This is a genomic window from Sphingobium sp. Cam5-1 (assembly GCF_015693305.1).
In the GTDB taxonomy this organism is placed as follows: Bacteria; Pseudomonadota; Alphaproteobacteria; order Sphingomonadales; family Sphingomonadaceae; genus Sphingobium.
On the sequence record NZ_CP065139.1, the window covers coordinates 44,530 to 70,832 of the forward strand.

Genomic DNA, 26,303 nt, shown 5'->3' on the forward strand with positions numbered 1-26,303 from the left:
ATCTCGATCGCTTGGGAAATCGCTCTAGCGCGCGTCTTCCAGGATCAGCGATGACGCATGCCACGCCATTGCCATTACCGGTGCATTGGTGTTGCCCGAGGTCAGGTTGGGCATGATCGAACAGTCGATCACCCGCAGACCGTCCACTCCGCGAACGCGCGTGCGCGGATCGACCACGGATTCATCATCGCTGCCCATCCGGCACGTTGCCACGGCATGGGTGCCGCAGCTCAGATGACGGCGTACGGCGGTCAATATCTGGTCGTCGCTGTCGTTGCCGTTCAGGCCCGGCGCGATTTCGCGCGTCACGAAGGGCGCGATGGCGGGTTGCGTCATCAACTTGCGCACGAAACGCACCATCGCGACCGCCGTCTCGCAATCCTCCTGCGTCGTCAGCCAGTTGGGATGGATACGCAAAGGATCGTCGGCATTGGGCGAGGTTATGGTAAGAGAACCCTCGCTGGTGGCTCGCAGCATCGCCGTGGCGATCATCATGCCGGGCGTCTTGTTGACGCCATTGGTCGGGACCGCAACATCCGCCTCGCCCTGCGCCAGGGTGACGCCACCAACGAAGCACTGGAGGTCCGGGCGGGTTACGCTCGGACGGCTGCGCGCAAAGATGCCGACTTCCTGCGGGACCGTCGCCATCGGGCCGCCCTTGAACAGGAAATATTCGGCCAGGCTACGGGCCAGACCCAGGCCACGATAGCGATGGTTCAGGCCCTTCTCGCCCTGCAAGTCGTAGTTGATGCCGTAAATGGGATGCTCCTGCATCCGTCGGCCTACGTCCGGGCTGTCCACGATGACATCGACGCCTGCGGCTTTCAAATCCTCGGCTGGCCCGATTCCCGAAAGCTGGAGCAGCTTGGGGGACGCGATCGCGCCTGCCGACACGATGACTTCGCCCCGGCACCGGAACTCCGTCTTGCGCCCGCCGATCCTGCACATGACGCCCTTCGCCCTGCGCTGTTCGATGATGATGCGGTCCACCTGTACGCCCGTCCGGATCACCAGATTGGGCCGATGGCGTATCGGGTCCAGAAAGGCGACAGCCGCGCTCTGCCTGCGCCCGTTCTTGATATTATAATGATAATAGCCGACGCCTTCCCGGCTTCCGGCGTTGAAATCGTCGTTACGCGGCAAGCCCATTTGCTGGCCCGCCTCGATCATCCGGTCTGCGAGCGGATAATGAAACTTGGAGGTCGAGACATGCACCGGGCCGCCCACGCCATGCTCGTTGGATGCGCCAAGCTCATGATCCTCGATCGCATTGAAGGCGCGCAGCATGGTGTTCCAGCCCCATCCCTTCGCGCCGCGCTCTTCCCATTGCTCGAAATCCTCGGGCTGGCCCCGGATATAGATCATACCGTTAATGGCCGAAGATCCACCCAATCCTCTGCCCCGCAGCCAGATCTCGCTCGCGTCCAGTCCTTCTTCACGCGGCTGCTGGACCGGGAAATATTGCGCGAATGTCGGGTCGCCGACCAGCTTCGCCACACCCTTTGGCATGCGAACGAACATATGCTTGTTCTCGCCACCGGCCTCCAGAAGCAGCACCCGATTCGATGGATTTTCCGAAAGCTTGTTGGCAAGCACGCAACCGGCGCTGCCTGCACCGACAATGATGAAGTCGAACTCCTCAGTCATGACCTCTCCAGAAATTAAATGACATTCGTCTTATATACGCTTCTATGACACGGCAGAATGGCAGACACAATGGGCTTTCCCTCTCTGCCTGCCGCACAGCATATCAAGGACATATGCGGGCAGTATTGACAGTTTGTCAGACATTAGTCACGTAATGACACGGTAAGACGCCGTCTTGTGAAGACGGTTGGCCCGGCCTCAAGCGTCGGGCTTCTGGTTGGGAGAGGTGTGAAGATGGCTGTATTGGACGGGAAGGTTGCGTTGGTGACCGGCGCCTCGGGAGGCATTGGTCGGCAGATCGCCGTTGCCCTGGCGCAAAGCGGCGCGCGGATTGTCGCGCACTATTCTTCGCGCCGCGAAAGCGCCGAACAGACGGCAGCCGCAGTGCGCGAAGTGGGCGGCGATGCCGTGATTGTGCAGGCGGACCTCAGCCATTCCGAAGGGGTGAGGCAGCTGTTCCAGCAGTTTGATGAACAGGCCGGAGGGCGGCTTGATATTCTGGTCAATAATGCTGGCGCGGGACGAACCTCTCCAATCACCACGATCGATGAAGAAGAAATCGACAGCATGTATCGGGTGAACTTCAAGTCGCCGATACTGGTCACCCAACAGGCGTTGAAGCGCTTCAATGATGGCGGCGCGATCGTCAATATTTCCTCGATGAGCGGACTGATGGCGCAGCCCCCCGGCTTTGCCTATGCCATGAGCAAGGCGGCGGTGAATTCGTTCACGGTTTCGATGGCGGTAGAGCTTGCGCCGCGTAATATTCGGGTCAATGCTGTCGCCCCTGGACCGGTCGATACCGACCTCATCAACGGCTATCGGGACAGTGAGGAGGCAATGCGCATGTTCAAAAGCATGGCCGCGCTTGGCCGCATCGGCACCGCCGACGACATTGCGCAGATCGTCCTCTTCCTCGCATCCCCCGCCTCCGGCTGGCTCACCGGACAGATTATTCAGGCAAGCGGCGGCATGAGATTGTAATCGGACGCGGGCGGAAAAGCGGATGTTGTGCGGATCGGTGATGAGCGACGGCAGAGAAATATCTTCGAAGGAAATGATGGCGTGAGAGATGAAATGATTTCCCAAGATGGTCAGCCGGTGATTTCCATCGAAAATGCCGACATGTTCCAGTGGGACGATGCAGCCGACGTCGTCGTCGTTGGCTACGGCGGCGCGGGAATTTGTGCCGCGCTCGAACTGGTGGAAAACGGCGCCAGCGTGATTGCCATAGACCGCTTCAATGGCGGCGGCGCAACGGCCTTCAGCGGCGGCGTCGTCTATGCCGCCGGCACCGACATTCAGCGGCAAAACGGGGTCGAGGACGATCCCGACAATATGCTGAAATATCTTCGGCTGGAGGTCGGCGATGTCGTTCAGCCAGAGACGCTGAAACGCTTTTGCGATCAAAGCGCAGGCAATCTGCAATGGTTGCAGTCGCATGGCGTCGTGTTCGGGACCAAACTTTACACCGGAAAAACGACCTATCCGCCGGAAGGCTATTTCCTGCAATATTCCGGCAATGAGAAGGTAGAGGCCTATTGCCGCGACGCCAAACCCGCGCCGCGAGGGCACCGGACCCTGGGGCGCGGCTTTACGGGCAACAAGCTGTATCGCGCCTTGCGGGAAACCGCCGATCGATCAGCCATTCGCAAGAAGCTGCATACGATCGTGCAGAGCCTTGTTGTCGATGGTGATGGGCGCGTCGTCGGCGTCGCCGCGCTTGAGCTTCCCGCCGCCAAGCACGCCGAGCATCAGAAATATTACGACAAGTTCCCGCCTACCGCTCCGTTCAAAGAGAGCAAGGCCGAAACCGCGAGCAAGGCGGCCCGCGTCATGGAGCGGGAACATGGCCAGTTGCGCTATATAAGGGCGAAGACCGGCGTCATCCTTTCAACCGGCGGTTTCGTCTTCAACCTCGATATGCTCGGCCAACATGCGCCCATGTTGAGCAAGCATTACAAGACCATGATGCGCCTTGGCACCCTGGGGGACGATGGCACGGCCGTGCAGCTCGGCACGGCGCTGGGCGCCGATACCGTGGGCATGGATGCGATGTTCGTCGGGCGGGTCCAATCTCCTCCCGCGGCGTTGCTGGATGGCATTCTTGTCAATCAGACGGGGGACCGGTTCGCCAACGAAGCCGTCTATGTCGGCACTCTGGGCCGCGCCATTGCCGCCCAGCCGGAGGGCAAGGCGTGGCTGATCATGTCCACCAAAGACATTCGCAAGGCGATGCGCCAGGTGGCAACGGATGGCCTGGACGCATTCATGCGCTTTGGCGCCCCCGCCATGCTGAATCTCATGCTCGGCGGCACCAAGCGCGCGAGGGACCTGGATGTGCTTGCGGAAAAATGCGGCATCAATCCCAATCGCTTGCGCCAGACTGTACGCCGCTATGAAGACATGGTCCGCAACCGGCATGACGACGACTTTTCAAAGCTGAAGGATCATCTGAAGTCGCTTGGCAACGGTCCCTATGTCGCAATGAATGTGTCCCTCGCCAACCGCTACAGCTTCATCACCTTCCATACTTTGGGCGGGTTGGCGCTCGAAGAGGCGACAGGCGCCGTGCGGCGCGCCGATGGCAGCACCATAGCGGGCCTTTATGCTGCGGGCCGCGCTACCGGAAGCATACCGTCGCGCACCTACATCAGCGGCCTTTCCCTCGCGGATTGCGTGTTCACAGGCCGCAGGGCCGCTCAGTCATGCTTGCGAGAGGCGGAGCAGGACGCGCTCGCTCCCGCCTGACCGGCGAATTGACGGACATCAGTCAATCTACAGTGCGTGCTGTTATTGACAGATGTCGGTTAGTTCGAAATATACCCAGCTCCCACCTGCACGTTCCCGCCCGCAAGGGTGGCATTTTATGGAGAGAGTTTCATGTTTTCGCACATCGTGCTTGGCAGCAATGACATAGAGAAATCAAAGCGTTTTTATGACGCGACGCTTGGGGCGCTTGGTGGCGCACCGGCCTTTGTCGATGATAATGGACGGCTGATCTACATGCACAACGGCCTGTCGCTGCTGATCACCAAGCCCATTGACGGCCAGCCCGCGACGCATGCCAATGGCGGCACGATCGGTTTCGCCGTTCAGGGGCCTGAGCAGGCGGACGCATGGCACGCGGCAGGGGTAGCCAATGGCGGCGTTTCCGTTGAGGACGCCCCGGGCGTGCGCGAGGGGCCGATGGGGGCTCTGTACCTTGCCTATCTGCGCGATCCGGACGGCAACAAGCTCTGCGCGCTGCACCAGATCGCTCAGTAAGACAAATCGATCCATGAGCGAGGCGCAGCGCTGCCACCTTTCGTAGCGGTTGCGCCTCTCTTCCTTTCATGGGACAATGTCGGCGGGAGTGACTGCATCGATGCAGTGATGGAGAGGTACCCATGACGAACGCAGGCGACGCCCGCCCTGGCGCATGTTCCGCGCGTGGTCGGCCTACGGTCTCCGACAACCGCGAAGTGTCGAACGAACTGCTCCATGCAATGGAGCATGGCTTGCGGAACAAGAGTCATCTGGATCTGACGACGCGGGAAATCGCATCAGCCGCCGGGACCAATGCCGGCATGATCCATTATTATTATCACGGCAAGAACGGCCTGATCGACGCGGCGCTGGACAATCTGAGCAGCGACATCGCGCAGATACTCAATGATCTCAACACCTTGTTCCTGACCGATTGCCAGGACGCCACGCGCAAGATTGTCAGTGCCTGGATGAAGGTGCTGGAAACTCACCGGGGCACGGCCAGCGTGGTCCTTATCGAAAGTTTCCGCCCCTATTCGACCGTCTGGCATTCTTACCGGCAGAAGAAATCGCAGGGCAGCTTCATCCGGATGCAGGAATTGATCCGGACATTGGTGAGTCAGGGATATTATCGGGCGGATACCGACCCGCAAGTTGCGGCCTTTTCAATCACTTCCATTGTCCTTTCTCCGATGCTGGTGGGCCAGATCATGTCGGAGATCGGCCACCAGATCAGCCACATATTGGACAATTGGGAAGAAGAGGCCGTCAAACTTATCGACGAGCGCTACCGCCAAATGTGACGGCGGTGCTTTAACCGCGCGTTAAAAAAGGAAGGGGAGCTTTCACCGGAGCCGCCCGATCGGGGAAGATCGTAACATTGAGCGGTCCCTCGGAGAATCCATGATCCCGCTCCCCTTCAAAATGTGCCCCGCCTCGTCAGGCGGCGCACATCATTCCGGCGCCTGCCTCCGCAACGGCTTCGTCAAATTGCTCGCGAACACCCCAACGGGCGAGCCTGCGCATGATTTCCATGGCATCATGCGGATAACCCAGCCCTTCATAAGCGATGCAGCCCAGTGGTGAGAGCCGCTGCGCCCCGCGTAACATGCATCGGTCGGCAATTTCCGCCTGCGCCGCATTGGGATAGATGCCGATCGTCTGGGTGTGGATGGTCACCGCCGCCACCGCCGCGTCGAGGTTCGGCACGGGAATGATATTGATGACGCGCCCACCGATCCGGTCGCTGAATTCAACCGCCTCCGCCTGTTGCGACACGATGACGCCGCCCTCATTGGCCTTGACGCCGAACACGCGAAAGTCGTCGGAATAGCGAATGCCCTCTATCTCGTCGCGCAGCACCGGGTCGAACGCGGGGTGGGGGGAGCTATAGGCGGCGGGCAGCGCCTGCAACGCTTCATGCACCAGTCGGCCGAAGCGGTTCAGCTTGTCGAGCGAGCGGTCATCGTCGCCGCACACGACATAGGCGAGGCGGCTGTTGCCGCAGCCTTCCTGATTGAAATAGCCGAAATCCTTGGCCAACTGTTGCGCGACCCAGCCCATCTGCTCCTCTGATTCCAACGCCTCCGCGCCAATGATCGAGGCGCTGACCTTGGGATCGAGCGCGATCAGGTCGAGGCCGGAGGTCAGATGCTGGCGGATGTGGTTCATCGACGCAGGGCCGCCCCACGCAACAATCTTGTCGATGTTGCGCGTGTCATACAGCTTCTTCTCAAAGCCCAGGTCCCCGCCCTTCCAATAGGCGACGGTCATGTGGCGGGTGATGGGATGGTCGGGGTCCATCGCGATCATTGTCTTCGCGATGGCGACGGCAGTGAAGGGGTCGTTCGACGGGCTCTTGACGATATTGTCACAGCGTAGCACAGCCCCGTTGATCACCGCGTGCAACGCCACATTGGGGGCGTTCCCTGCGTTCAGGTGAACGATGCGCGATCCAAAGGCGCGCACCATCGCGTCGCGGTCATGCAGTGGCCTCGGCTTCCAGCCTTCCAGATAGTCGCGGCCGATATTCTGATCGACGGCTTCCTCGACAATGGTCCGCCGCAGGTTTGCGGCGAAGGAAACATAGGCGGTGCGCAGTATATCGGGCGACTGGCCCGACGACTGCATATTCATCTCAAGGGCCATGCGAATGTCGGGATTTGTGTCCGGGTGCAGCCTGCGGCCCAATTCCTCCAGGAAGTCGAGGATATTGTCCAGACTGACCGAATAATAATCCTGAAGGTCAGCGCCATTGCGCAGGACGATCTGGTCCAGATATTTGTTCACGTCGGGGGTCAGGAACGCGATTTCTCCCCGACGCCCTTCAAAGCGGACCAGGTCATCTTCTATGATGCGGCCCCGGATGATGAGCGGGATAGTATATTCTTTCATCTTCGATACTCCGAGACAGATTGGGTCAGGACGCCTTGGCCAGGAAATCTTCCAGGCTCTGGAAGGCCTGCGGCGTGCGGGCGCACACGATCTTGTCGTCGCCGCCATTCAGTTCCGAAATGCGGTTGATGTCATTGTCCATGAACGGACCCTTGCGCCCGCATGCACATCCGCCGTCGAAATGGACCGTCACCTGATCGCCTGTGATAACTCCGGCCCAGAAGGTGGTGGGCATGGGATCGAACACGACCATGCGTCCTGTCTGCGTGCCGGTGCGCGGCAGCGATTGGCCGGTTGCCGGGTCCATCAGGTGCGTGATGCCCCAGGGCAGGGGATGCAGCTTGTCATGGGGGCAACAGACCGCCGTCGAGCTGGATTCGGTCATGCCATAGACTTCCTTCACGCGCCCCGGCACATGATGCGGGAAGCGTTCGGCGACGACATCGCGCCATCCTTCGGGGAAGCTAAACCCTTTGGCTCCGCCGCCGGTCATGATCATGGAATCGGGATGCCATTCGACGAAAATGTCCATCTTCCGGCACGCCTCGGCCATGAGGTAGAGGTTCATGAGCGCCCCATAGAACATGACCTTCTGACCCTTCAGGCCAACCACGGCATTCTCGATGAAGCGGGTCCACCGTTCATCCGCATTGGACGCACGGGTTGCGAGCGCACTGGCGATTGCCTGTTCGGCCGGGCTCAGTTCCAGTTCCTCGCCCAGCGCCTGTGCGCGTTGCAGCCGCCCGTTCAACCACATCTCGTCAGCGGTCAATGTGCCATCGTCGAGGGTGATGAACATGTCCTCACGACCGTCGTAGCAGTTTTCCTTCAGAACACGCATGATGAGCGGAATGTTGTGACGGCCGTAGCGGGAAGGCCACGGACAGACGAAAACATATTCGCCACTCTTTGCGTCAATGCCCGGTTCGTCGCGATATGGCTCGACGATATAGGTGTTCTTATCAACGAACAGGGTTTCTTCGACGGTACTGAGGGGGAAGAGCGAAATCTTACCACTGGTCCCTGACGAGGTGACGGGCCGCAATGGCGTCACTCGCTCAACTTCCAGCAACCATTGTTCGATCGACTCGCAATGTTCGGCATGCACCCCCGAAAGGTCGTGCGTCGTAAGCGCCTGAAGCCAGCGGGTCAGCTTGTCGAAACGCGCTTTCTGCACGTCCAGCGCGGAATAGGATTTGAACATGGTGTGCGGCATCGCCAGACGGGTGAGGTCATCGAACCCGCTGACTTCCTCTAGTCCGACTTCCTCGGCCAGACGCTGGAGAGCGCGCAATTTGGGCTTCAAATCCCGGAACCGCCGCTGGAACAGGGCGAGCTGGATCTTTTCGACTTCGGCATAATCCAGGTCGAACAGTTCCTCCTGGCTCAGTTCCAGGAAACGCCAGGGATCTTCTTCCAATCTTTCGTAGAGATTGGCCGTCGGGGTGGATGTCATGAAATGCTCCTGAAATGATAGGCGTATATTTGGAGACTGCCGATCACTCGCGCGTGATCAGGCGACATCTGCCGGTAATTCGGGGTACTTCGATCCGGGATCGAGAGCGTGGCGGACAGGTTCGGCGGCAGCGGCCTTGCCTGCCCTGCGCCCGAAAAAGGTCGCGCCGCCGATCAACAGACCGCTCGCATAGCCCCAGCCTTCCACCGACAGATTGGGGGCCACCTGACCGACCGCGTAAAGGCCGGGAACAGGCGTACCATCGGCTTTCAGCGCGCGGCCATCGATGTCAGTATCAACGCCGCCCAGGCTGATGCAGCAGAAATAGGCCGAACCTACCGAACAATCGATCGCGGCATAGGGTATCTCCGAAATCGGGGCGAGCCATTTGGGGTTCTTACGGAATTCCTCGTCATAGCCCGTCGCGGCATAGCGATTATAATTGCCGATCGTCTCCACCAGCGACCCTTCAGGCATGCCAAGGTCGGCTTCCATTTCCGGAATGTTGTCCCAGGCATCGACGACCTCATGCTTGCGCTCGGACCTGATGTCGCCAAGCTCCGGCCGTCCGAAATTGACATTGTCGCAGATCAGGTAAGCCTTGCCCTCGGGCTGGCTCAAAATCGCGTCGGTCGACCATGCGTGATAGACGTCCTCCGCCACGAAGCGGCGGCCTTCGCTGTTCACCAATATGCCTTTGACCAGGCTGGCGGGCGGATAGAAGGGTGATGTGATCATGCTCTGATCCAGCCCGACGATCGCCGCGTCCATGCTCTGGCCCAGCGCTATGCCCGATCCGTCAGCAGTCGGCACGCCCAGCGGAGCGATGCCCTCCCGCCCAGCTTTCGATCCATGGGCAAGGCCCAGGTCCCGGTCCCACTCGCAACCGCCGGTCGCCAGCACCACACCCTTGCGCGCCGCCACCGCCATGTTGCGGCCTTCCTGCCGATACTGGACGCCAACGACCGCGCCTGCCTCGTCCCGAACCAGCGCGTTGACCGCTGCATCGTAGATCACGCGCACCTTTAGTTCATGCAGGCGCTGGAGCAACCGGTCGAACAGCAGATGCCCGACAAATCCGCCCCCCGGCTTGTGACCACGCGGGAAAGGCTCCGCCGCTTCAGACAAGGGCCAGCAGGCTTCGCTTCCGGTCCACACCAGCGTTTCATCGCTATGGGGGTGGAAATGCTTGCCGTCGAAATAGCGTTCGTTGAACGTGACGCCCAGCGACATCAGCCAGTCATAATGGCCGACGCTACCCTCGCAATAGGCCTCGATCTTGTCCACGGCCGCCTTCGGCTGCGTAGCCTTCAGAAACCGGGCCATATTCTCCGGCGTATCGGCAAAGCCATTGGCCTTTTGCGGAGGCGTGCCGCCGCCCAGATAGATGAACCCACCGGACATGGCGGTAGAGCCTCCCCCGCCAGAGGTCCTTTCAATGACCAAAACTTCTGCGCCCGCTTCGGCTGCGGCAATCGCGGCGGAAGCGCCAGCCCCTCCCAGCCCCGCGATTACAACATCCGCCGTCGTCGCGAACGTAACTTCGTCCAGCGTCTTGGCTGCCTCTGTCTTCACTGTGATCCTCCAACTTGTGCGGCCGCGCCGTCTTTAAGTTCCAGCATGCGGACGGGATCGCGCCCGTCCCAATATCGCGCAGCCTCTGCCACATCCCGGAACAGGTTGATCAACACCGGCTCTGCGGGCACCAGTTCCAGCATGCAGCCCAGTTCGTTGCGGGTGTCGGCATAGGCGACCTGCGCCCCGCCGACTGACCGGAACTCGCTCGCCATCTCTATGCCTCGCGCTCTCAGGCGCCTGATTTCTTCGCCGACATTGTGAACGATCCGGCACATGTGATGAAAGCCGGTCTGGCCTTCGGGAACCATGTCGCGATAGGCGGACGGCCCCTTGCTCGTCTGCTGGATCAGTTCGATCTGAACCGGCCCCGCTTGCGCTAGCGCCGCCTTGAAAGCGAGCGGCTCGGGCCGCCCGCGATACAATGCGTCAGGATAGTCGGAGTCGCGCCGGAGAAACGGCCCGACCCCCATGGACAACCACCGCTCCATCGCATCGTCCAGGTCCGTCACGACCCAGCAATTCTGCAACAGCGCCATCCTCTCATTGCGCGGGATGAGTTCTTCCAGTCCCATCAGAAGTCTGCCGCCAGAGACACGCCCCAAGTCCTGCCGACCGACGGAATCGCAAAGTCGATGAACGACCCGATCGTGTTGCTGGACGTGAATCCGTCATAAGTGGTGTTGTTCGTCACATTCTTGACGAAGCCAGTCAGCGTCAGGTCGAGTTTGTCATGCACCGGGAACTGGTAACGCATGGCCAGGTCGACCTTGGTCACCGGGGGAATGGACCCGCGTGGATCATTGAGAACGCTCGTTTCGTAACGCGACGTGTAATAGAGCGCGGCATTAAGTCCCGCTCGGCCTGCCCCCAGATCGAAAGCATAGTCGGAGATCAGACCCGCAGTCCATTTAGGCGTACGGCGCAGCTTCAGGTCCGATAGGTCCGCAAGGCCCTGACCCGCAAGGTTCCCGACGAAACTCAGATATTTCGCGTCCAGATAACCGGCTGATCCTGTGATCGTCCATCCGGCGACAGGGACCACCGCCAGTTCGGCCTCCACGCCCTTGTACCGCGCCTTGGCGGCATTCACCGTCGCCGTAACAATGCCTCCTCCCGGTGCGACCGTCAGGATATCTTCCTGCTTGTCCTTCAGCGTGTTGTGGAACGCCGCGACGTTCAGGCGAACCCGCTTGTTGAACCATTCGCTCTTGAAGCCGACTTCATAGGCGTCCATGATTTCAGGACGATAGGGGATGACGGCGTTGACGATGCTTCCCGCGCGGCCGTTAAACCCGCCCGCATTATAGCCCCGGCTCCAGTTGGCGTAGACCAGCAGGTCGGGCTGGATCTTATATTGCAACCCGATGCGTGGGGTCAGCTCGTCGAACTTGACCGAAGCGCTCACCGGCCCTTGCTGCGGGCCAAGAACGAACTGATCGCGGATCGGCTGCTGGAGCCTTCCCCACAGCGTGAAGTTCGTCTGCTTGCGATCCCATGTCTGCCGCGCACCGGCCGTCAGGCGCAGCTTGTCCGTAATGTCCCAGTCACCCTGGAAGAAGACCGCGAAGGAACGGCTTTTCTGCCGGATGCGATAGGCGTTGAGCGAGTTGAAGTAGGCCGTGCCCGGCGGGGTTGTCGCCGACAGCCCGGCAAAATCGACCGACGGGAACTGTCGCGCGGTGAATGCATATTCGATGAAGAAAGCGCCCGCCACGAAGTTGATCGGGCCATCGAACTGCGTTTCCGCGCGCAACTCCTGTGAAAACTGCCAGGAGCTTTCCCGCTTGTCGTTACGCTGTATCGCAAAACGGGTCGCGTCGAAGTCGCCGAGCTGATCTTCCTCGTCCTCACGATAGCCCGACAGGCTGACCAATTTGACGCCGTCGAGTTCGTGCGCAATCTCCAGCGTCACGGCATTAAGATTATAATAGGCCGGAAACTGCGACGTCTCGACATCGTTACGCTTCTTGCTGAGCGGCCTGCAAACGATAGAGGTCGCAGGATTGAGACATTGTATATTCTGTCCGGAGACATAGGTCGGATATCCCAGCGTACCCAGACCATTGGCTGTCAGCAGCTTGGGGCCGGTTAGCGGAATGAGGTCGGGGGTCAGGACGGGGACATAGGGCGGCACTTCGCTGTCATCCTCCATCCGCTCGAGCGAAAGGTAGATGCTCGTCCGGTCCGAAGGGGTAGCGACCAGCGACAGCATATAATCCCGCATATCGCGCTTGCCTTCGCGATCGCCGACGATGCTGTTGCGGAACTCCCCATTATGCTTCTTGACCGCGATCGCGCCCTTGACCGCCAGCAGGCCGGGGATGATGGGCGCAGTGACGACACCTTCAAAGTCCGTCCGTCCGAAACTGCCCACCGTCGCGCGCAATTTGCCGCTGACGGGAGCGTCGGGATCGGGCCGTGACCGAATAACGTTCACCGTGCCGCCCGTCGTGTTGCGACCAAACAGCAGGCCTTGCGGACCGCGCAAAATCTCCAGTCGTTCGATATCGAACGCGTCGAGCAGCGTACCCCGCTGAAATGCCAGCGGAATGCCGTCAATGGTGAAGCCGATGCCGGATTCGACGGCGCGGTTCGGATCTTGAAGCGAGATGCCGCGCAAGCTGATCTGCGGCGTGTTGAGCGCAGCGCCTGAGCGTGAAATCGTCATGCCGGGCACCATGCCGCGCAGGCCCGTCAACGCATCCAGGTTGGATGCACGCATGGCCTCGCCGGTGAAAGCCGTCACGGCGACGGGCACGTCCTGCAACGGCACGGCCCGTTTCTGAGCGGTGACGATGATGTCCGCCAGCTCAGTCGACGAGGACTGTTTCGAGTCCGCCGAAGCTTGCGCCAAGGCGCTACCGGGTGCCATCACGCCCAAACTGAGCGCCAATAGCGAAGTTCCTGTAAAGGTCCGCATGTTATCCCCTCCATTTATGTCTGTTGTCGGTCTTCCGTTTGTCGCGTCATTTTTCGCGCGACTATAAATCTGATTACCGATGGCTCGTCCTGGGACAGCCACGGATCATATGAAAACCTATTCCGGACATAATGGAAAGTTGGATAATAGGCCGTAGGACCAAGCCGGTGATCGCCGACCAATATCTGACGCTTGTCGGACGTTGAAAAGCAAGGACAAAGGGGCAGCAGGCGCGCGCGCCGTCGCTCACTGCGTCGGCGTCATGGGCGCGCAACAATGCCGGAATCGGACGGATGCCGGGTTACAGAAATGCGGCGATGGGAAGGCGAACGACTCGTCCTTCCCCGACACCCGCCCGGCAGTCATGTACGCTGGGCCGGGGAACTTCAGCGCCGGGGAACGTCAGCGAAAATGCCGACACAGCGTCGGCATTGTTCAATTCACGCTTTCTTGCGACGCCTCGCCGCTGGCTTGGCTGCCAATTTGGTGACCGTGGACGCGAGCAATTCGATCTGCGCCGTGGCCATCTCAATGAGTGCCGGGTCGTCATGCGCGGCCAGGGTTCGGGCGGCCGCCATTATTCTGTCTTCCGGCGTGGGCTCTGCGGGCGCAGTTTCTTCCGGCGCTGCACCGTAACGCGCTTCGGCCCGAGCGAGGAAATCCAGCGCGACTTCTGTCGCCTGCTTTACCGCCAGATCCGTGATCTTGCCCTGCTGCTGGATGCTGGCTTCGAAAATGGCTGACTGGATGATGACAAGCGTGCGGAACGGATCTTCTTCCGACAGCGGTTCGACAGCCCAGCCTGTATGCCACAAAGTATGGTAGGGCAGGGCAGCAACCTTGTCGAAATCCCGCACCAAATGGCGGGACTCGAATGGAATGTGACGAGCGAGGGCGCCTGGCTTCGCTGGATTGGGTTGGTTGAAATATTCCTGGATGCCCTTGATCATCAACGTGACCAATTGCTCCAGGCTTTCGGGCTTGCGCCGCCGAACATAGCGTTCCACTTCGACGCCAGTCTGCTGGACGAAGCGGATCGCGATCTGGCCCAATATCTCGTCGACGCTGGCGAAGTGGGAATAGATGGATGTCCGGGTGATGCCGCCATGGTCGGCGATCATGGCGATGGAGATGTCAGCTGGCTTATGCGCCTTGAGCAGTTCAATCGTCGCTTCGATGATCCGGTCTACGCGGGCTCTGCCCGGCGCGCGCTGCCCCAGCTTCTCCCGTTCGGAAAGCAACTCGCTCTGAAGAAACTGAAGGGTATTGGGCTCGGAATCTGTCCTCAAACTGTGAGGCTTGATCTTCGTTGAAATTTTCTCCGCTTTACCTTTGAGCGGCGCCAGTCCCTGTTTTTTCATCGTTGAACCATATCATAGCGAGGTGAGGTTTCAAGTGAAGGCGCTTCGATGACAGCTGTCAACTCCGATATTGCAAAAATAGTATCCTAGCGCACGATATCGCTTTACAGCTTTCCGCTGGCGCGATAGATGGTCCTTATGTGACATTTGTCTGTCTCTGAAAGGCTGTGGTGATCGATCACGCCGGATATGGAGCGGGCTGTAGGGAGAGGTGCGTTGGGCAGTCGACTGTCTGGCAAGACGGCAATTATCACAGGCGCTGGCTCGATGCACGGCATGGGCGCGGCAACCGCCCGCCTGTTCGCTCGGGAAGGCGCGTCGGTGATCGTGACGGACCTTGACGAAGCGGGCGCGGCGGCGGTTGCGGCATCCATCACGCAGGAAGGTGGCATTGCGTCGTCCCGATCACAGGATGTCCGTCAGGAAGAGGGATGGCAGGAACTCGCCGCCGACGTCCTCAAACGGTTCGGGCACATCGACATTCTCGTGAACAATGCGGGCATCTATCATGCGGCATATGTTTCTGACACACCCGTCGCCATGCTCGACCGCCTTTTCGAAATTAATTTGCGGGGCGCTTTCCTGGGTTGCCAGGCGGTGATCCCGCGCATGCGCGCCAATGGCGGCGGTTCCATCGTCAATATCTCGTCCATTGCCGCATTGACGGGCGTTCACAGAAGCGCTGCTTATGCCGCTACCAAGGGGGCTGTTCGTGCGCTGACCAAAAGTGTTGCGCTCGATGAAGCGCCCTATGGCATCCGGTGCAATTCGGTGCACCCCGGCACGATCGAAACGCCGATGGTCGGCCAATTGCTTCAGGGCGATCCGGCCGCCATCGACGCCGCCATTGCGCCGATCCCGCTCGGCCGCTTGGGCCGACCGGAAGATGTCGCGAACATGTCCCTGTTCCTGGCATCGCAGGAGGCGTCCTATGTGACGGGTGCCGAATTTGTCGTTGATGGAGGCTTGACCATAGCATGAGCGCCGATTTCCTTCCCGTCGCGGCGGCAGCCGACCTGCCCAACAACAGCAGTAAGCCGATAACAGTGAACGGCCTGGACCTTCTGCTGTGTCACGCGGACGGAGAGTTTTTCTGTGTGCAGAATGAATGCACGCATCGCGCATTTTCCCTGGCGGCCGGACGCATCAGGCGCTGCATGGTGCTGTGTCCCGAACATGGCATGCCCTTCGATCTGCGAACCGGAAATCCCAAGGGACAGCTGACGGACAAGCCGCTCCGCACGTTCGAAACACGTGTCGTGGATGGTCAGGTGGAAGTCGCGGTGCCTGCGGAGGTAAGTTGAGATAGTTGCGGTCAGCCGCCATTGCGTAATGTGACAAGGGTCGCATAAAGTGGATCGGGGCGCGTCACGGCGTCCGGGGAAAAATTGGGGCGAAATGCGTCCTGAAGGAGTAGGATCGTTGCAAGGTCATTTGCATTTCCGCCACTGTGCGCCGGTCGGCCGTTGCGGCGCGGCTCCCCTTTATGATGGACGGACCTCTTTGCCGGAGCGCGGGCGTTGAACGCGGACTATATCGTTGTGGGCGCGGGGGCGGCGGGCTGCGCCGTCGCTAACCGACTGTCGGAAGACAGCCGCCACAAGGTGATCCTGCTTGAGGCGGGGGGCGCTGACCGTGATCCGCTCATCCATGCGCCCGGCGGGCTGATGCCGCTTCTGACGTCGGGCAGGCATAGCTGGAACTACAGGAGCGCGCCGCAGGAAGAGCTGAACGACCGCGTCCTTTTCCTCCCCCGTGGCAAGGTTCTAGGCGGCGGCAGCTCGATCAACGGCATGATCTATGATCGAGGCACGCCGAGTGACTATGATCGGTGGGCGGCGCTGGGCAATTCCGGCTGGTCCTATGAGGACGTGCTGCCCTATTTCAAGCGGGCCGAAAGCTACGAGCCGGGCGGGGACGCACGGTGGCACGGTCACTCAGGGCCGGTCAGGATCAGCCGACCGGGTGTTCATAATCCACTCGCCAAGGCGTTCCTGCAAGCCTGTGAAGAAGCAGGCTATCCTTATAATGACGATACCAACGGCGCGGTTCGCGATGGCGCCGGTCCCGTCGACATGTTCGTCAGCCGGGGCCGCCGCTGGAGCGCGGCGACCGCCTACATAAAGCCGTTCCGCTCACGCCCGAACCTGGACGTGCGTCTGGGCGCGCAGGTGCTGAAGATATTGGTCGAAAATGGCCGCGCCGTCGGCGTTCGCATCCGGGAAAAAGGGCAAGAACTGGACCTCCGCGCGGGGGGCGAGGTGATCCTCTGCGGCGGGGGCATCAATTCGCCCCAGCTTCTGATGCTGTCGGGAATCGGTGACGCGGCGACCCTGTCACAGGTCGGCGTGGACCCGGTCCATAACCTGCCCGGCGTCGGTCAGAATCTTCAGGACCATCTGTCCACCTATGTGAAGCAGGCGGTGACGCAGCCGGTTTCCCATTATCAATATGTCAGCCCGCTGAAGGGGGCGCTGGCCTTTGCGCAATATCTGGCTTTCCGTAAGGGGCCGCTCGCCAGCACCGGCATGGAAGCGGTCGCCTATGTGCGATCGCGGCCGGACGTCGCTGAACCGGACATAAAGCTCTCGCTCGTGCTGGCGCTGATGAATGACACGCTGACGGGCCTGATGCCGCGTCATGGCTTCATGGCGCATGTCTGCGTCGTACGGCCCCACAGCCGTGGGCATGTGACGCTGGCCTCGCCCGACCCGCAGGCCGCCCCGGTCGTGGATCACCGCTATCTCAGCGATACCCGCGACATGGTCGACTTCCGCAACGGGATCAAAGTGTGCCGCCAGATTTTCGGACAGGCCGCCTTCGATCCTTATCGCGGCGATGAATTGTCGCCGGGCGCGTCGGTACAGACTGACAGCCAGATCGACGCCTTCATCCGCGCCAATGCAAATGCGGATTATCACACGGCCGGTACGTGCAAGATGGGATCGGACGATGACAGCGTCGTCGATGCCCGCCTGCGGGTCAGGGGCATTGGCGGGCTACGGGTCGCCGACACGTCGGTGATGCCGACGCTCGTCGGCGGGAACACGAACATGCCCGCCATCATGATCGGCGAAAAGGCGGCGGACCTGATCAAGGGATGCAGCCATGCGTGACAAGTGCAAACGACATAGGAAGCGGCGCGAACCGCGAGCGACTGGAGAGCTATAATGCCGGTATGGGATGAGGTTTTCGACGTGGTGGTCATGGGTTCCGGCGCGGCGGGCGTTTCCGCCGCGATCGCGGCACAGCATCGCGGCTGCAAGACGCTGGTGCTGGAGCGCAGCGACAAGCTGGGCGGTACGAGCGCCGTGTCCGGCGGCGTGCCGTGGATCCCCAACAATCACCACATGCATGAGGTTGGAACGACTGACTCGCGCGAACAGGCGCTCACCTATCTTCGCAGCCTTTCGCTCGGCAAAATGGACATCGAACTAGCCGAAACCTATGTCGATGAAGCGCCGGGCGTGCTGCGTTATCTTGAGCAAGAGACCCAGTTGGCGTTCCGGGCGCTCAAGACGCCGGACTATCATCCTGAACATCCCGGCGGCACCTTCGGCCGCTCGGTAAGCCCCGGCCTGTTTCCTGCGGGCGAGTTGGGGGAACTGCGCGCGCACCTGCGTTCCGCCCCCTGCTTCCCGCTGCCTGTATCGATGACCGACATCGATGACGGGACCAATATGCTGGACCCCGAGATCATCGGCGACCGCCTTGCCAAGGGCATGGTGGGCACCGGCATGGCGCTGATGGCTGGCCTCATCAAGGGCGCGCTGGACAAGGGCGTGGAGTTTCGCCGCAACGCCCGTGGCCGGCGTTTGGTGATCGACGATGGCGCCATTGTCGGCATAGAGGTCGAACAGGATGGCCGCATGGTCCGGATCGGCGCGCGTCGCGCCGTCATTCTGGCGAGCGGCGGCTTTGAATGGAACAAGGACATGGTGACCGACATGATGGGCGGTCCCATCGAAGGACCGCTCAGCCCGCCTTACAATGAAGGCGACGGTCTCATCATGGCGGCCGAAGCGCAGGCCAGCATGGCGAACGCTCATGAGGCATGGTGGATGCCGATGATCCGCATTCCGGGCGACGAATATGAAGGGCAGCAGCTCAACCGCATGGTCGTCGGCGAAAGAGCCTCGCCCGGTTCGATCATGGTCAACCGCGCGGGCAAGCGCTTCGTCAACGAAGCCCACAATTATAATGACGTTGGCCGTTCCTTCCGCAACTTCGACCCAGTGGCGTTCGACTATCCAAACCTGCCCGCCTGGATCATCCTCGATTCGACTTTCCTCGACAAATATCCGTTCGGCACGCGCTATCCTGGCGATCCGATTCCGGCATGGCTCGAATCCGCGCCGACGCTGCGCGAACTGGCGGAGAAAATCGGCGTAAACCCCGATGGTCTTGAAGACACGGTCACGCGCTTCAACGCGAATGTCGAACGGGGTGAGGACCCCGACTTCCACCGTGGCCGGAGCAAATATGACCGTCATTATGGCGACCCATCGCGCGAAGGTGCGCTCCAGTCGCTGGGGCCGATCCAGCAAGGCCCCTTCTACGCCTGCCGTGTCTATTCCGGCGTGCTCGGCACAAAGGGTGGACCGAAGATCAACGCCAAGTCGGAAGTGGTGAATGTCAGGGGTGGCCGCATCCCCGGCCTTTACGCGGCGGGGAACGTCTCCGGCGGGTTCACCGGCATGGCCTATCCGGGCGCCGGGGCCACCATCGGGCCGGGCCTGGTCTTCGGCCACATCGCCGGACGCGAGGCGGCGTCCAGCGTCAACAGGTTCTGAAAAGGAGGCGACATTGCCCGAAGTCGAACATACCACAACGGTCGCCGCCTCCCTGCCTCAGGTCTGGAATTTCGTCGAGGACATGGACAATTGGGCGCCGTTCCTCACAGGGTATCAGCGCCACGAGAAGATCAACCGCGATGAATCCATCTGGGTTGTGAAGGGCGAGCTGGGCGGCCTGACCCGCAGCGCGGAGTTCAAGGTTCAGGTTACGGAATGGAACGAGCCTAGCCGCGTGACCTTCGTGATGCAGGGCTTGCAGGAGCCTGTCACTGGTTCGGGCGAGTTTCTGGCAACGGACCTGGGCGGCAGCGTGCCCAATGCCGCGCCAACTGCCCCCGTTTCCGCACATTCGTCTTCCGGCGGTTGGCTGAGCAGATTGTGGGAACGCTTGTCCCGCTGGCTATTGCGGCGCGTCACCAACAGTGCCGATGTGCAAGTCGCAAAACCCGTGGCAGATGTGGGCAATCCGAACACACAGATCACTTTCCGGCTCAACGTTCAGGCGGGCGGAGCCACCGGGCCGGTTCTCAACCTGCTGCTGGGACCGATGCTGAAGCCGGTTGCTGAAGATCTGGCGATGAAGATCGCCCAGGCGGTGGACAAGCCGTCACAAGGATAAATCTTGCGCGGGATCTGCCGTAAAGGCGCGGACCCCGCGAAGGAAGGATACTCCGCTATTGACGGACAAATGTCCGTTATGCATGATCGTCCAGAACCTGGCCGCCCTTTGCCTGGTGCGCGTAAAGCGGGCCGTCGGATGTAGCTGGACGATTGGAAACAGGATCAGCGCGCCGGGATGCGCCTGGATTGAATCGACAGGAGATGGAAATGACGGAAAATCTGGTCGCCGAGGCGGGAGCCGGACGTTCTTCGAAACTTCAGGGCTGGCGCTATTTCGACCGCGACTTCGCGGGGCGGGAGTGGGATGCGGTCTGGACCAAGAGCTGGCTCGTGGTTTGCCGCGAAGACCAGATTCCTGAGCCGGGTGACTTCCTTGTGGAAGAGGTCGGCGCGGAATCCATTCTAGTGGTGCGTCAGGAAGATGGCGGCATCAAGGCTTTCTACAATGTGTGCCAGCATCGCGGGAACAAGCTGGTGTCCGTGGCGGAAGGGTCCATGCCGTCCTTCACCTGCGCCTATCACAGCTGGAAATGGTCGCTGGAAGGCGAATGCATCGGCGCGCAGGACCCGGAGGACTTCGCCGCAGGCTCCCCATGCGGACGCAAGCGGCTCGCGGAAATCAACAGCGAGACCTTCGCCAGCTTCGTCTGGGTGAACATGGACGCCAACCCGATGCCCCTCAAGGAGTATCTGGGCGAACTGTACGAGCCATTGGCGCGCTATCCCTTCGAGCAGATGCATTGCACCCAGGCCATATCGGTGCGGATGCCCTGCAACTGGAAGATCATTTCGGACAATTTCCGCGAAACATACCACATCCCCACCGCGCATCCGGAGGGGCTGTATGTGAACGAGCCCTATTATGTGACAGCGGTCATCGAAACGCTGAAGAACGGGCATGCGCGTCTGGTGACGCCGGGCAGCCAGCCTTCGCGCTACCTGCCGGACGGCAAGCTGGCAATCGACGAGTATCTGATCCAGGACCTCAAGACCTGGGAACTCGATCCGGAAGATTTCAAGGACAAGCCGCTGGCGATCCGTGAAGCGATTATTGCGCAGAAGCGGAAGCTGGGCGTCGAGCGCGGCCATAGCCATTATGACCGGATGGAAGACGCGCAGCTGACCGACACTTTTCTCTATTCGATTTTCCCCAATCTGACGCTGACCTGTTTTTCGGACGGCATGCTGTTCCTGCGCGCCTGGCCGCATCCGACCGATCCGGAAAAATGCACCTTCGACACCTGGTTCTATGCGACGGGTTCAGAGGATTTCTTTACCAAGATGCTGACCTCGGCGGGCGGCGTGGCTGACACGGCGCGGGCGCCTGTGGAACGCGAATGGCGCAACTTTGGCGAAGGAAGCCTTGGCATCACGCTCGACGGCGATGCGGGCATCATGGAGGCGCAGCAGCGCGGCATGCATTCGCGCGGGTGGAATGGCGCGGAACTGGCCGGGCAGGAAAAGCGGATTTCCCACTATCACGACCGCATCGATCAACTGATCGCTGAAAATGAGATGTCTATCGCCGCTGAATGACAAATGGCCTGCGGGCGTCCGCGCCCGCAGCGCCTTTGGTGTAACGGATGTCGTCCGGTAACTGGCGAAACGCAAGACGTGCGCCTGCACCCACGGGCGGCGCTCTAAAGACAAGGAGAGGCTCGATGTTCCTGGACCCTGTTTCAGGCCAACTCAAAAAGGTGCGGCAGATCGCATTCGTTGTACCGGACGCGATCGAATGGGCGCGCCGACACATGGCCCGTTTCGGGTCCGGCCCCTTCTTCGTGCTCGCGCACCTTCCCCATGACCTGCAAACCTATCGCGGCAAGGAAATTGACCTCGATACGACAGGTGTCGTGGGTCAATGGGGCGATGTGATGGTCGAACTGGTGGAACAGCATTGCGACACGCCATCGGCCTACAGCGAACTTTATCCGACGGGCGGTCCCGGCCTGCACCATATGACGGTGTTCGTTGACGACATTCACGCAGCGATCAAGGATTATGAAAGCAAGGGCTTTGATAACATCCTCTATTCTGTCGTGTCTCCGCTTGGCGACTCCAAACCCAGCCCCTATGCGATGATGGACACGCGCAAGGAGTTCGGCATGCTGACCGAATTTTATGAAGAGGCCGTTGTCAGCGACTTTTACAAGATGGTGCGGGATGCCGCCGACGGCTGGGACGGGTCCGATCCCATCCGCTACATATATGGCCAACCCTGAAGGGGATATTCTCGACATGGAAAAGCGTAATCTCGGGAAATCCGACCTGAAAGTCTCTATTGCTGGTCTTGGCTGCAATAATTTCGGCTGGTTCCTCGACAAGGAAAAATCCCTTGAGGTGATCTCGGCTGCGCTGGACGCCGGGATCAACTTCTTCGACACAGCCAACAACTATGGCTTTCCTCCCGGAGAATCGGAACGCATCCTCGGCGAAGCTTTTCGCGGTCGCCGGGATTCCGTCATCATCGCCACGAAAGTCGGCGACAAGGTTGGGGACAGCGACGATAATCAGGGCGCGGCCCCTGCCTATGTGCGTCAGGCGTTGGAAGAAAGCCTGGCCAATTTGGGCACCGATTATGTCGATCTCTACCAGCTACATTATCCCGATCCGAAGGTGCCGATTGGCGAAACGCTGGCCGCATTCGACCAGCTGATTCAGGAGGGCAAGGTGCGCTATGTCGGCTGTGCGAACCACAGCGCCGGGCAACTGGCGGAAGCACTGGACGCGGCGGGAGCAACCCATCGTGCGGCTTTCATATCATGCCAATCCGAATACAGCCTGCTGGCACGCGATGTCGAAAGCGAACTTGCGCCCTTGATGGTCGCCAATGGCGTCGGGTTTCTGCCTTATTTCCCTCTCGCCAACGGGTTGCTGACCGGCAAATATCTGGGCGGCGACGACAGTTCGGGCCGTCTGGAAACCCTCAAGCAAATCCCCTTCTTCGACAAGTTCCTGACGCCGGAACGGTTTGAGAAGGTCAGCCGTCTCGGGGAGATTTCCCGCAAATCGAGCATTCCGATGGTGAAGCTGGCTCTCGGCTGGCTCGCCGCAAAGCCCTTCGTCTCATCCGTGATCGCCGGGGCGACCAAGCCCGAACAGGTTTACGCCAATGCGCAGGCCTGCATGACAGTCTTGCCGCAAGATATAATGGCGGAGCTGGATCAGCTTTAGTTAACGACGGTCCCCAGTCACTACGGCCGGGGAGCACCAGTAAAAAACGGCGGGAAGCTCCAAGCCTCCCGCCGTTTCATTTTCAGCTCTGTGTCAATGCGCCGGTGAATAGGGCGCTGCATCAGCAAAGATCAGCGTTTCCTTCGCACCGCTGCGACAGATTTCCTGATAGATTTTGCCACCTTCAGGCGCGCTCGCCATGGCCTGGATACCGGCATCGAAAGCATTCATGTCGGGCAATTTCCAAAGATGGATGACGGTATTGGCCCGGCCGATCTTGGTGACGAGCCCGGCGATCATCTCCCAACCAGCGCCTTCGGCGATGCGCTTCATCTCAGGAACTATGTTCAAAAAGACGGGAAGCGTCTCATAATCGAGTTCCAACGTTGCCTGAAGATAAACGCTCATCTGATATCCACTCCTTGCGATCGCGGCCGGAGCCTGGCTCTCACCGCACAACCTCACGTTAAATGACGAACGTCTGATATTCAAGCGACGACGTGATGCATCAAGGACCGGCCCGGGACAGGAAAAAAATAAGCGTCATATGTCAGATAAAAAGCTCACAAGCGCTTATTGCGGTCCCTTCACTGTTGACCCTCCGGCGAAAAGCAGTTAGCTAGCACACTTGTGTAGCGACAAGTCGATTCAGAAAGAGTCGCGGCCACATCGGATCAAAAATCAGCGTTGAATGGGGAGGGCATATGCGAGGCCTGGCATTTTCGTCGGCGATAGCGATCGCAACTGCGTTGGGCGGCTTTCAGGCGGCATTGGCCGCGGAGCCGCAGCAAGCGCCGGACGCGACCGCAGCCAATCAGCCGCAGCAATCCGAAGGACTTTCGGACATCATCGTAACCGCGCAAAAGCGCGCCGAGCCACTGCAAAGTGTGCCTGTCTCCGTTTCCGCATTCAGCAATGACACGCTTCAAAAGGCCCGCGTCGATGGCCTGACCGGCCTTCGCGGCCTCGTGCCGGGCATGACCGTCACACGGTCGGGCGCCGCCGTGGACGTGCCGCAGATCAGCTTGCGCGGCATTTCCATTCAGGACGTGCTGCCCAGCGTGGAACCGGGCATCGGCATCACCCTCGACGGGATCCCCATCGCATTCCAGCGCGGCGCTTTGATCGACGCGTTCGATGTGCAGCGCGTGGAAGTGCTGCGCGGCCCTCAAGGCGTTCTGAACGGGAAGAACACGACGGGCGGCTCGATCAACGTCGTGCGCCTGCGTCCAGATCCGTCCGCCGACACGACCGGGAAGGTTCGCTTCACTATCGGCAGCTTTGGCCAGAACGACTATGAAGGCTATATCATGGCGCCCGTCGTCAAGGATATACTGGCGGTCAAGGCAACCATCGCCGTGCGCAAGGACAATGGTCAGTTCCGCAACATCGTGGCCGGCGGCCGCGAAGGGGATCGCGATGTCCGGCAATATTCACTGGCGGCAGTTGCGACGCCCACGGACAGGCTCAACATCTATGTCGCCTTCGACCGGCTGGAAAATGACAGCGCCATCCCGCCCTATGTGGCCACGCCTGTTCCAGACCTTATCGCCTATCCCATCCCGGGCTATTTCGGCGGCCTGAACTCCACCTGCCTCAATCCCGCAACGCAGATCATCTGCCGTCCCTTGAGTGATCTGGATCAGGGCAAGAATGAAGTCGAAACCACCCAGCTGCCAGCTTCCCTGCGTCTCACCGCAGGCACTGGCGAAATTTCCTATGACCTGACCGATGAAGTGAAGTTCACGTCCCTGACCGGATATCGCGAATTCCACGAACGGCAGACCAGCGACTTCGACGCGACGCGCTTCGCCCTGTTCCGTGACAAGGCATCGGTCGACGCGAAGCAATTTTCGCAAGAAGCGCGTTTCGCGACCTCTTTCTCAGGCCCGTTCAACATCGTGGCGGGTGCCTTCTATATGAATTATCGGTACACCGAAAAGCAGAACCCGTCGCTGGACGCCGCGGTGCTGCCGGACATGGATGCAAATGGAAATGTCATTCTGACCAACGGCTTGCCGACCTTTTCGACACCGCCGGGCGTAGCGTTCCTCAATTCCCTGAATCGCTATCGCACTTTCCAGACGAACAAGACGTTCGCCCTGTTCTTCCAGGCTGACTATGATATCACCGACAAGTTGCGCCTGACCGTCGGCGGCCGTCAGACCTGGGACAAGAAGACGACCGATTACAGCCTCTGGGCGCCGGAATTATCGACGACGCGTGACAATGACGCGATTGGCCCGCTGGTTGGACAGGTGACAGGCCGGGCGAAGTTCAAGAAGTTCACGCCGAAGGTCAATCTGCAATATAAGTTCACGCCCGACATTCTGGCCTATGCGCAATATAGCAAGGGCTACAACACCGGCGGGTTCAACGGACGCCCCGGCAATCTGGTCACCGCGGTTCAGGCCTATGAGCCAGAGACGATGCAAGCCTATGAAATCGGCCTCAAGACCGAACTCTTCAACAAGCGCGTTCGCCTGAACCTGTCGGCTTTCCACAATACGCTGGATGAAAAGCAGGAAAATGTCCTCCAGGTCGTGGGTACGACCAATGTCGCTACTACGCTCAACGTCGCCAAGGCGCAGTATAAGGGCTTTGAAGCAGAGCTGGCCCTCGCACCGATGCGCGGTTGGACGATCACCGGGTCCGTGGGCTATCTGGACGCCAAATATAAGGACTTCTTCGGAGATCTGGGCCAAGGTCCGGCGGATCTGAGCGGCCTCAAGCTGCGGCGCGTTCCCAAATGGACCGCAGGCGCCATATCGGACTACAGCTTCGCGGCCGGTCCGGGTACTGTGGGACTCAACGCGGCGATTTTCCACACCAGTCGCTATGAAACGGACGTGCTGAACGATCCTCGCGGTTCCATCCCGCCGGTGACGAAAATCGATCTTGGCGTTCGTTATGAGCTGCCCGTCGCGGGCAACACGACCGTCGAATTGGCTGGCTTTGTGAAGAACGTCACCAACAACACGACATATGATGGATATACCTCCGGTGACGCGGTAGGCACTTTCATCGAATTCGCCAATCCGTCGCCCGGCCGCCAGTGGGGCGCGTCGCTGACGGCACGCTTTTGATCCGGACTTCGGCTCTGGGCG

Annotated in this window: 21 protein-coding genes; 13 read left to right on the forward strand and 8 right to left on the reverse strand. The window is 60.2% G+C overall.

All coding sequences use genetic code 11. The features are described from left to right. Positions 1–24 precede the first annotated feature (24 nt). Entirely contained in the window at positions 25–1,647 is a 1,623-nt protein-coding gene (locus tag IZV00_RS14365) for a GMC family oxidoreductase (RefSeq protein ID WP_196227115.1), read from the reverse strand. Between the two features lie 234 nt (positions 1,648–1,881). Here IZV00_RS14365 and IZV00_RS14370 point away from each other — a divergent pair, with 234 nt between their 5' ends. The 4 genes from IZV00_RS14370 (at position 1,882) to IZV00_RS14385 (ending at position 5,699) form a co-directional block, all read left to right on the forward strand. Beyond that, the gene (locus IZV00_RS14370) at positions 1,882–2,631 is read left to right on the forward strand and encodes an SDR family NAD(P)-dependent oxidoreductase (RefSeq protein ID WP_196227116.1); all 750 of its coding nucleotides are present in this window, start codon (positions 1,882–1,884) and stop codon (positions 2,629–2,631) included. An 81-nt stretch (positions 2,632–2,712) separates the two neighbouring features. Continuing rightward, a complete protein-coding gene (locus IZV00_RS14375) occupies positions 2,713–4,398 on the forward strand; it encodes an FAD-binding protein (protein WP_196227117.1) in 1,686 nt (561 codons plus the stop codon). 132 nt (positions 4,399–4,530) lie between these two features. Beyond that, the gene (locus IZV00_RS14380; protein WP_196227118.1) at positions 4,531–4,914 is read left to right on the forward strand and encodes a VOC family protein; all 384 of its coding nucleotides are present in this window, start codon (positions 4,531–4,533) and stop codon (positions 4,912–4,914) included. Positions 4,915–5,036: 122 nt separating this feature from the next. Beyond that, positions 5,037–5,699 carry a TetR/AcrR family transcriptional regulator gene (locus IZV00_RS14385; protein ID WP_196227119.1) on the forward strand — a complete coding sequence of 221 codons (663 nt, stop codon included), beginning with the start codon at positions 5,037–5,039 and terminating at the stop codon, positions 5,697–5,699. 136 nt (positions 5,700–5,835) lie between these two features. On the opposite strand, the gene IZV00_RS14390 is transcribed toward IZV00_RS14385, so the two are convergent. From IZV00_RS14390 to IZV00_RS14415, 6 genes are all read right to left on the reverse strand, one after another. After that, positions 5,836–7,290 carry an acyl-CoA reductase gene (locus tag IZV00_RS14390; RefSeq protein ID WP_196227120.1) on the reverse strand — a complete coding sequence of 485 codons (1,455 nt, stop codon included), beginning with the start codon at positions 7,288–7,290 and terminating at the stop codon, positions 5,836–5,838. A 25-nt stretch (positions 7,291–7,315) separates the two neighbouring features. After that, positions 7,316–8,746, reverse strand: coding sequence for a hypothetical protein (locus tag IZV00_RS14395; RefSeq protein ID WP_196227121.1), 1,431 nt, complete (start codon positions 8,744–8,746; stop codon positions 7,316–7,318). 57 nt (positions 8,747–8,803) lie between these two features. After that, positions 8,804–10,321: an FAD-dependent oxidoreductase gene (locus tag IZV00_RS14400; protein ID WP_196227122.1), complete on the reverse strand. Its 1,518-nt coding sequence runs from the start codon at positions 10,319–10,321 to the stop codon at positions 8,804–8,806. After that, positions 10,318–10,896, reverse strand: a complete 579-nt coding sequence (locus IZV00_RS14405) for a VOC family protein (protein ID WP_196227123.1) — start codon at positions 10,894–10,896, stop codon at positions 10,318–10,320. The genes IZV00_RS14400 and IZV00_RS14405 overlap by 4 nt, the downstream gene beginning before the upstream one ends. Then, positions 10,896–13,244, reverse strand: a complete 2,349-nt coding sequence (locus IZV00_RS14410; protein WP_196227124.1) for a TonB-dependent receptor — start codon at positions 13,242–13,244, stop codon at positions 10,896–10,898. The genes IZV00_RS14405 and IZV00_RS14410 overlap by 1 nt, the downstream gene beginning before the upstream one ends. A gap of 440 nt (positions 13,245–13,684) precedes the next feature. Next, on the reverse strand, positions 13,685–14,605 hold the full coding sequence (locus tag IZV00_RS14415; RefSeq protein ID WP_196227125.1) for a TetR/AcrR family transcriptional regulator: 921 nt from the start codon (positions 14,603–14,605) through the stop codon (positions 13,685–13,687). A gap of 216 nt (positions 14,606–14,821) precedes the next feature. Between IZV00_RS14415 and IZV00_RS14420 the strand changes: the two genes are divergently transcribed. From IZV00_RS14420 to IZV00_RS14455, 8 genes are all read left to right on the forward strand, one after another. Continuing rightward, positions 14,822–15,586: an SDR family NAD(P)-dependent oxidoreductase gene (locus IZV00_RS14420; RefSeq protein WP_230463435.1), complete on the forward strand. Its 765-nt coding sequence runs from the start codon at positions 14,822–14,824 to the stop codon at positions 15,584–15,586. Continuing rightward, entirely contained in the window at positions 15,583–15,909 is a 327-nt protein-coding gene (locus IZV00_RS14425; RefSeq protein ID WP_196227127.1) for a Rieske (2Fe-2S) protein, read from the forward strand. Before IZV00_RS14420 ends, IZV00_RS14425 begins: the two co-directional genes overlap by 4 nt. A 216-nt stretch (positions 15,910–16,125) precedes the next feature. Beyond that, entirely contained in the window at positions 16,126–17,721 is a 1,596-nt protein-coding gene (locus IZV00_RS14430; RefSeq protein WP_196227128.1) for a GMC family oxidoreductase, read from the forward strand. Positions 17,722–17,775: 54 nt separating this feature from the next. Next, the gene (locus IZV00_RS14435; protein ID WP_196227129.1) at positions 17,776–19,398 is read left to right on the forward strand and encodes an FAD-dependent oxidoreductase; all 1,623 of its coding nucleotides are present in this window, start codon (positions 17,776–17,778) and stop codon (positions 19,396–19,398) included. A gap of 13 nt (positions 19,399–19,411) precedes the next feature. Beyond that, a complete protein-coding gene (locus IZV00_RS14440) occupies positions 19,412–20,020 on the forward strand; it encodes a CoxG family protein (RefSeq protein ID WP_196227130.1) in 609 nt (202 codons plus the stop codon). Between the two features lie 209 nt (positions 20,021–20,229). Then, positions 20,230–21,558: an aromatic ring-hydroxylating oxygenase subunit alpha gene (locus IZV00_RS14445; protein ID WP_196227131.1), complete on the forward strand. Its 1,329-nt coding sequence runs from the start codon at positions 20,230–20,232 to the stop codon at positions 21,556–21,558. A 125-nt stretch (positions 21,559–21,683) separates the two neighbouring features. After that, the gene (locus tag IZV00_RS14450) at positions 21,684–22,244 is read left to right on the forward strand and encodes a VOC family protein (protein WP_196227132.1); all 561 of its coding nucleotides are present in this window, start codon (positions 21,684–21,686) and stop codon (positions 22,242–22,244) included. Then, complete coding sequence (locus IZV00_RS14455; RefSeq protein WP_230463436.1) at positions 22,231–23,196, forward strand: aldo/keto reductase; 966 nt, start codon at positions 22,231–22,233, stop codon at positions 23,194–23,196. The genes IZV00_RS14450 and IZV00_RS14455 overlap by 14 nt, the downstream gene beginning before the upstream one ends. 93 nt (positions 23,197–23,289) lie before the next feature. On the opposite strand, the gene IZV00_RS14460 is transcribed toward IZV00_RS14455, so the two are convergent. Further along, positions 23,290–23,604 (reverse strand): NIPSNAP family protein, encoded by a 315-nt coding sequence (locus IZV00_RS14460; RefSeq protein ID WP_196227133.1) that lies wholly within the window; start codon positions 23,602–23,604, stop codon positions 23,290–23,292. A gap of 296 nt (positions 23,605–23,900) precedes the next feature. On the opposite strand from IZV00_RS14460, the gene IZV00_RS14465 reads away from it, so the two are divergent. Beyond that, positions 23,901–26,282, forward strand: coding sequence for a TonB-dependent receptor (locus IZV00_RS14465; RefSeq protein WP_196227134.1), 2,382 nt, complete (start codon positions 23,901–23,903; stop codon positions 26,280–26,282). Positions 26,283–26,303: the final 21 nt, after the last annotated feature.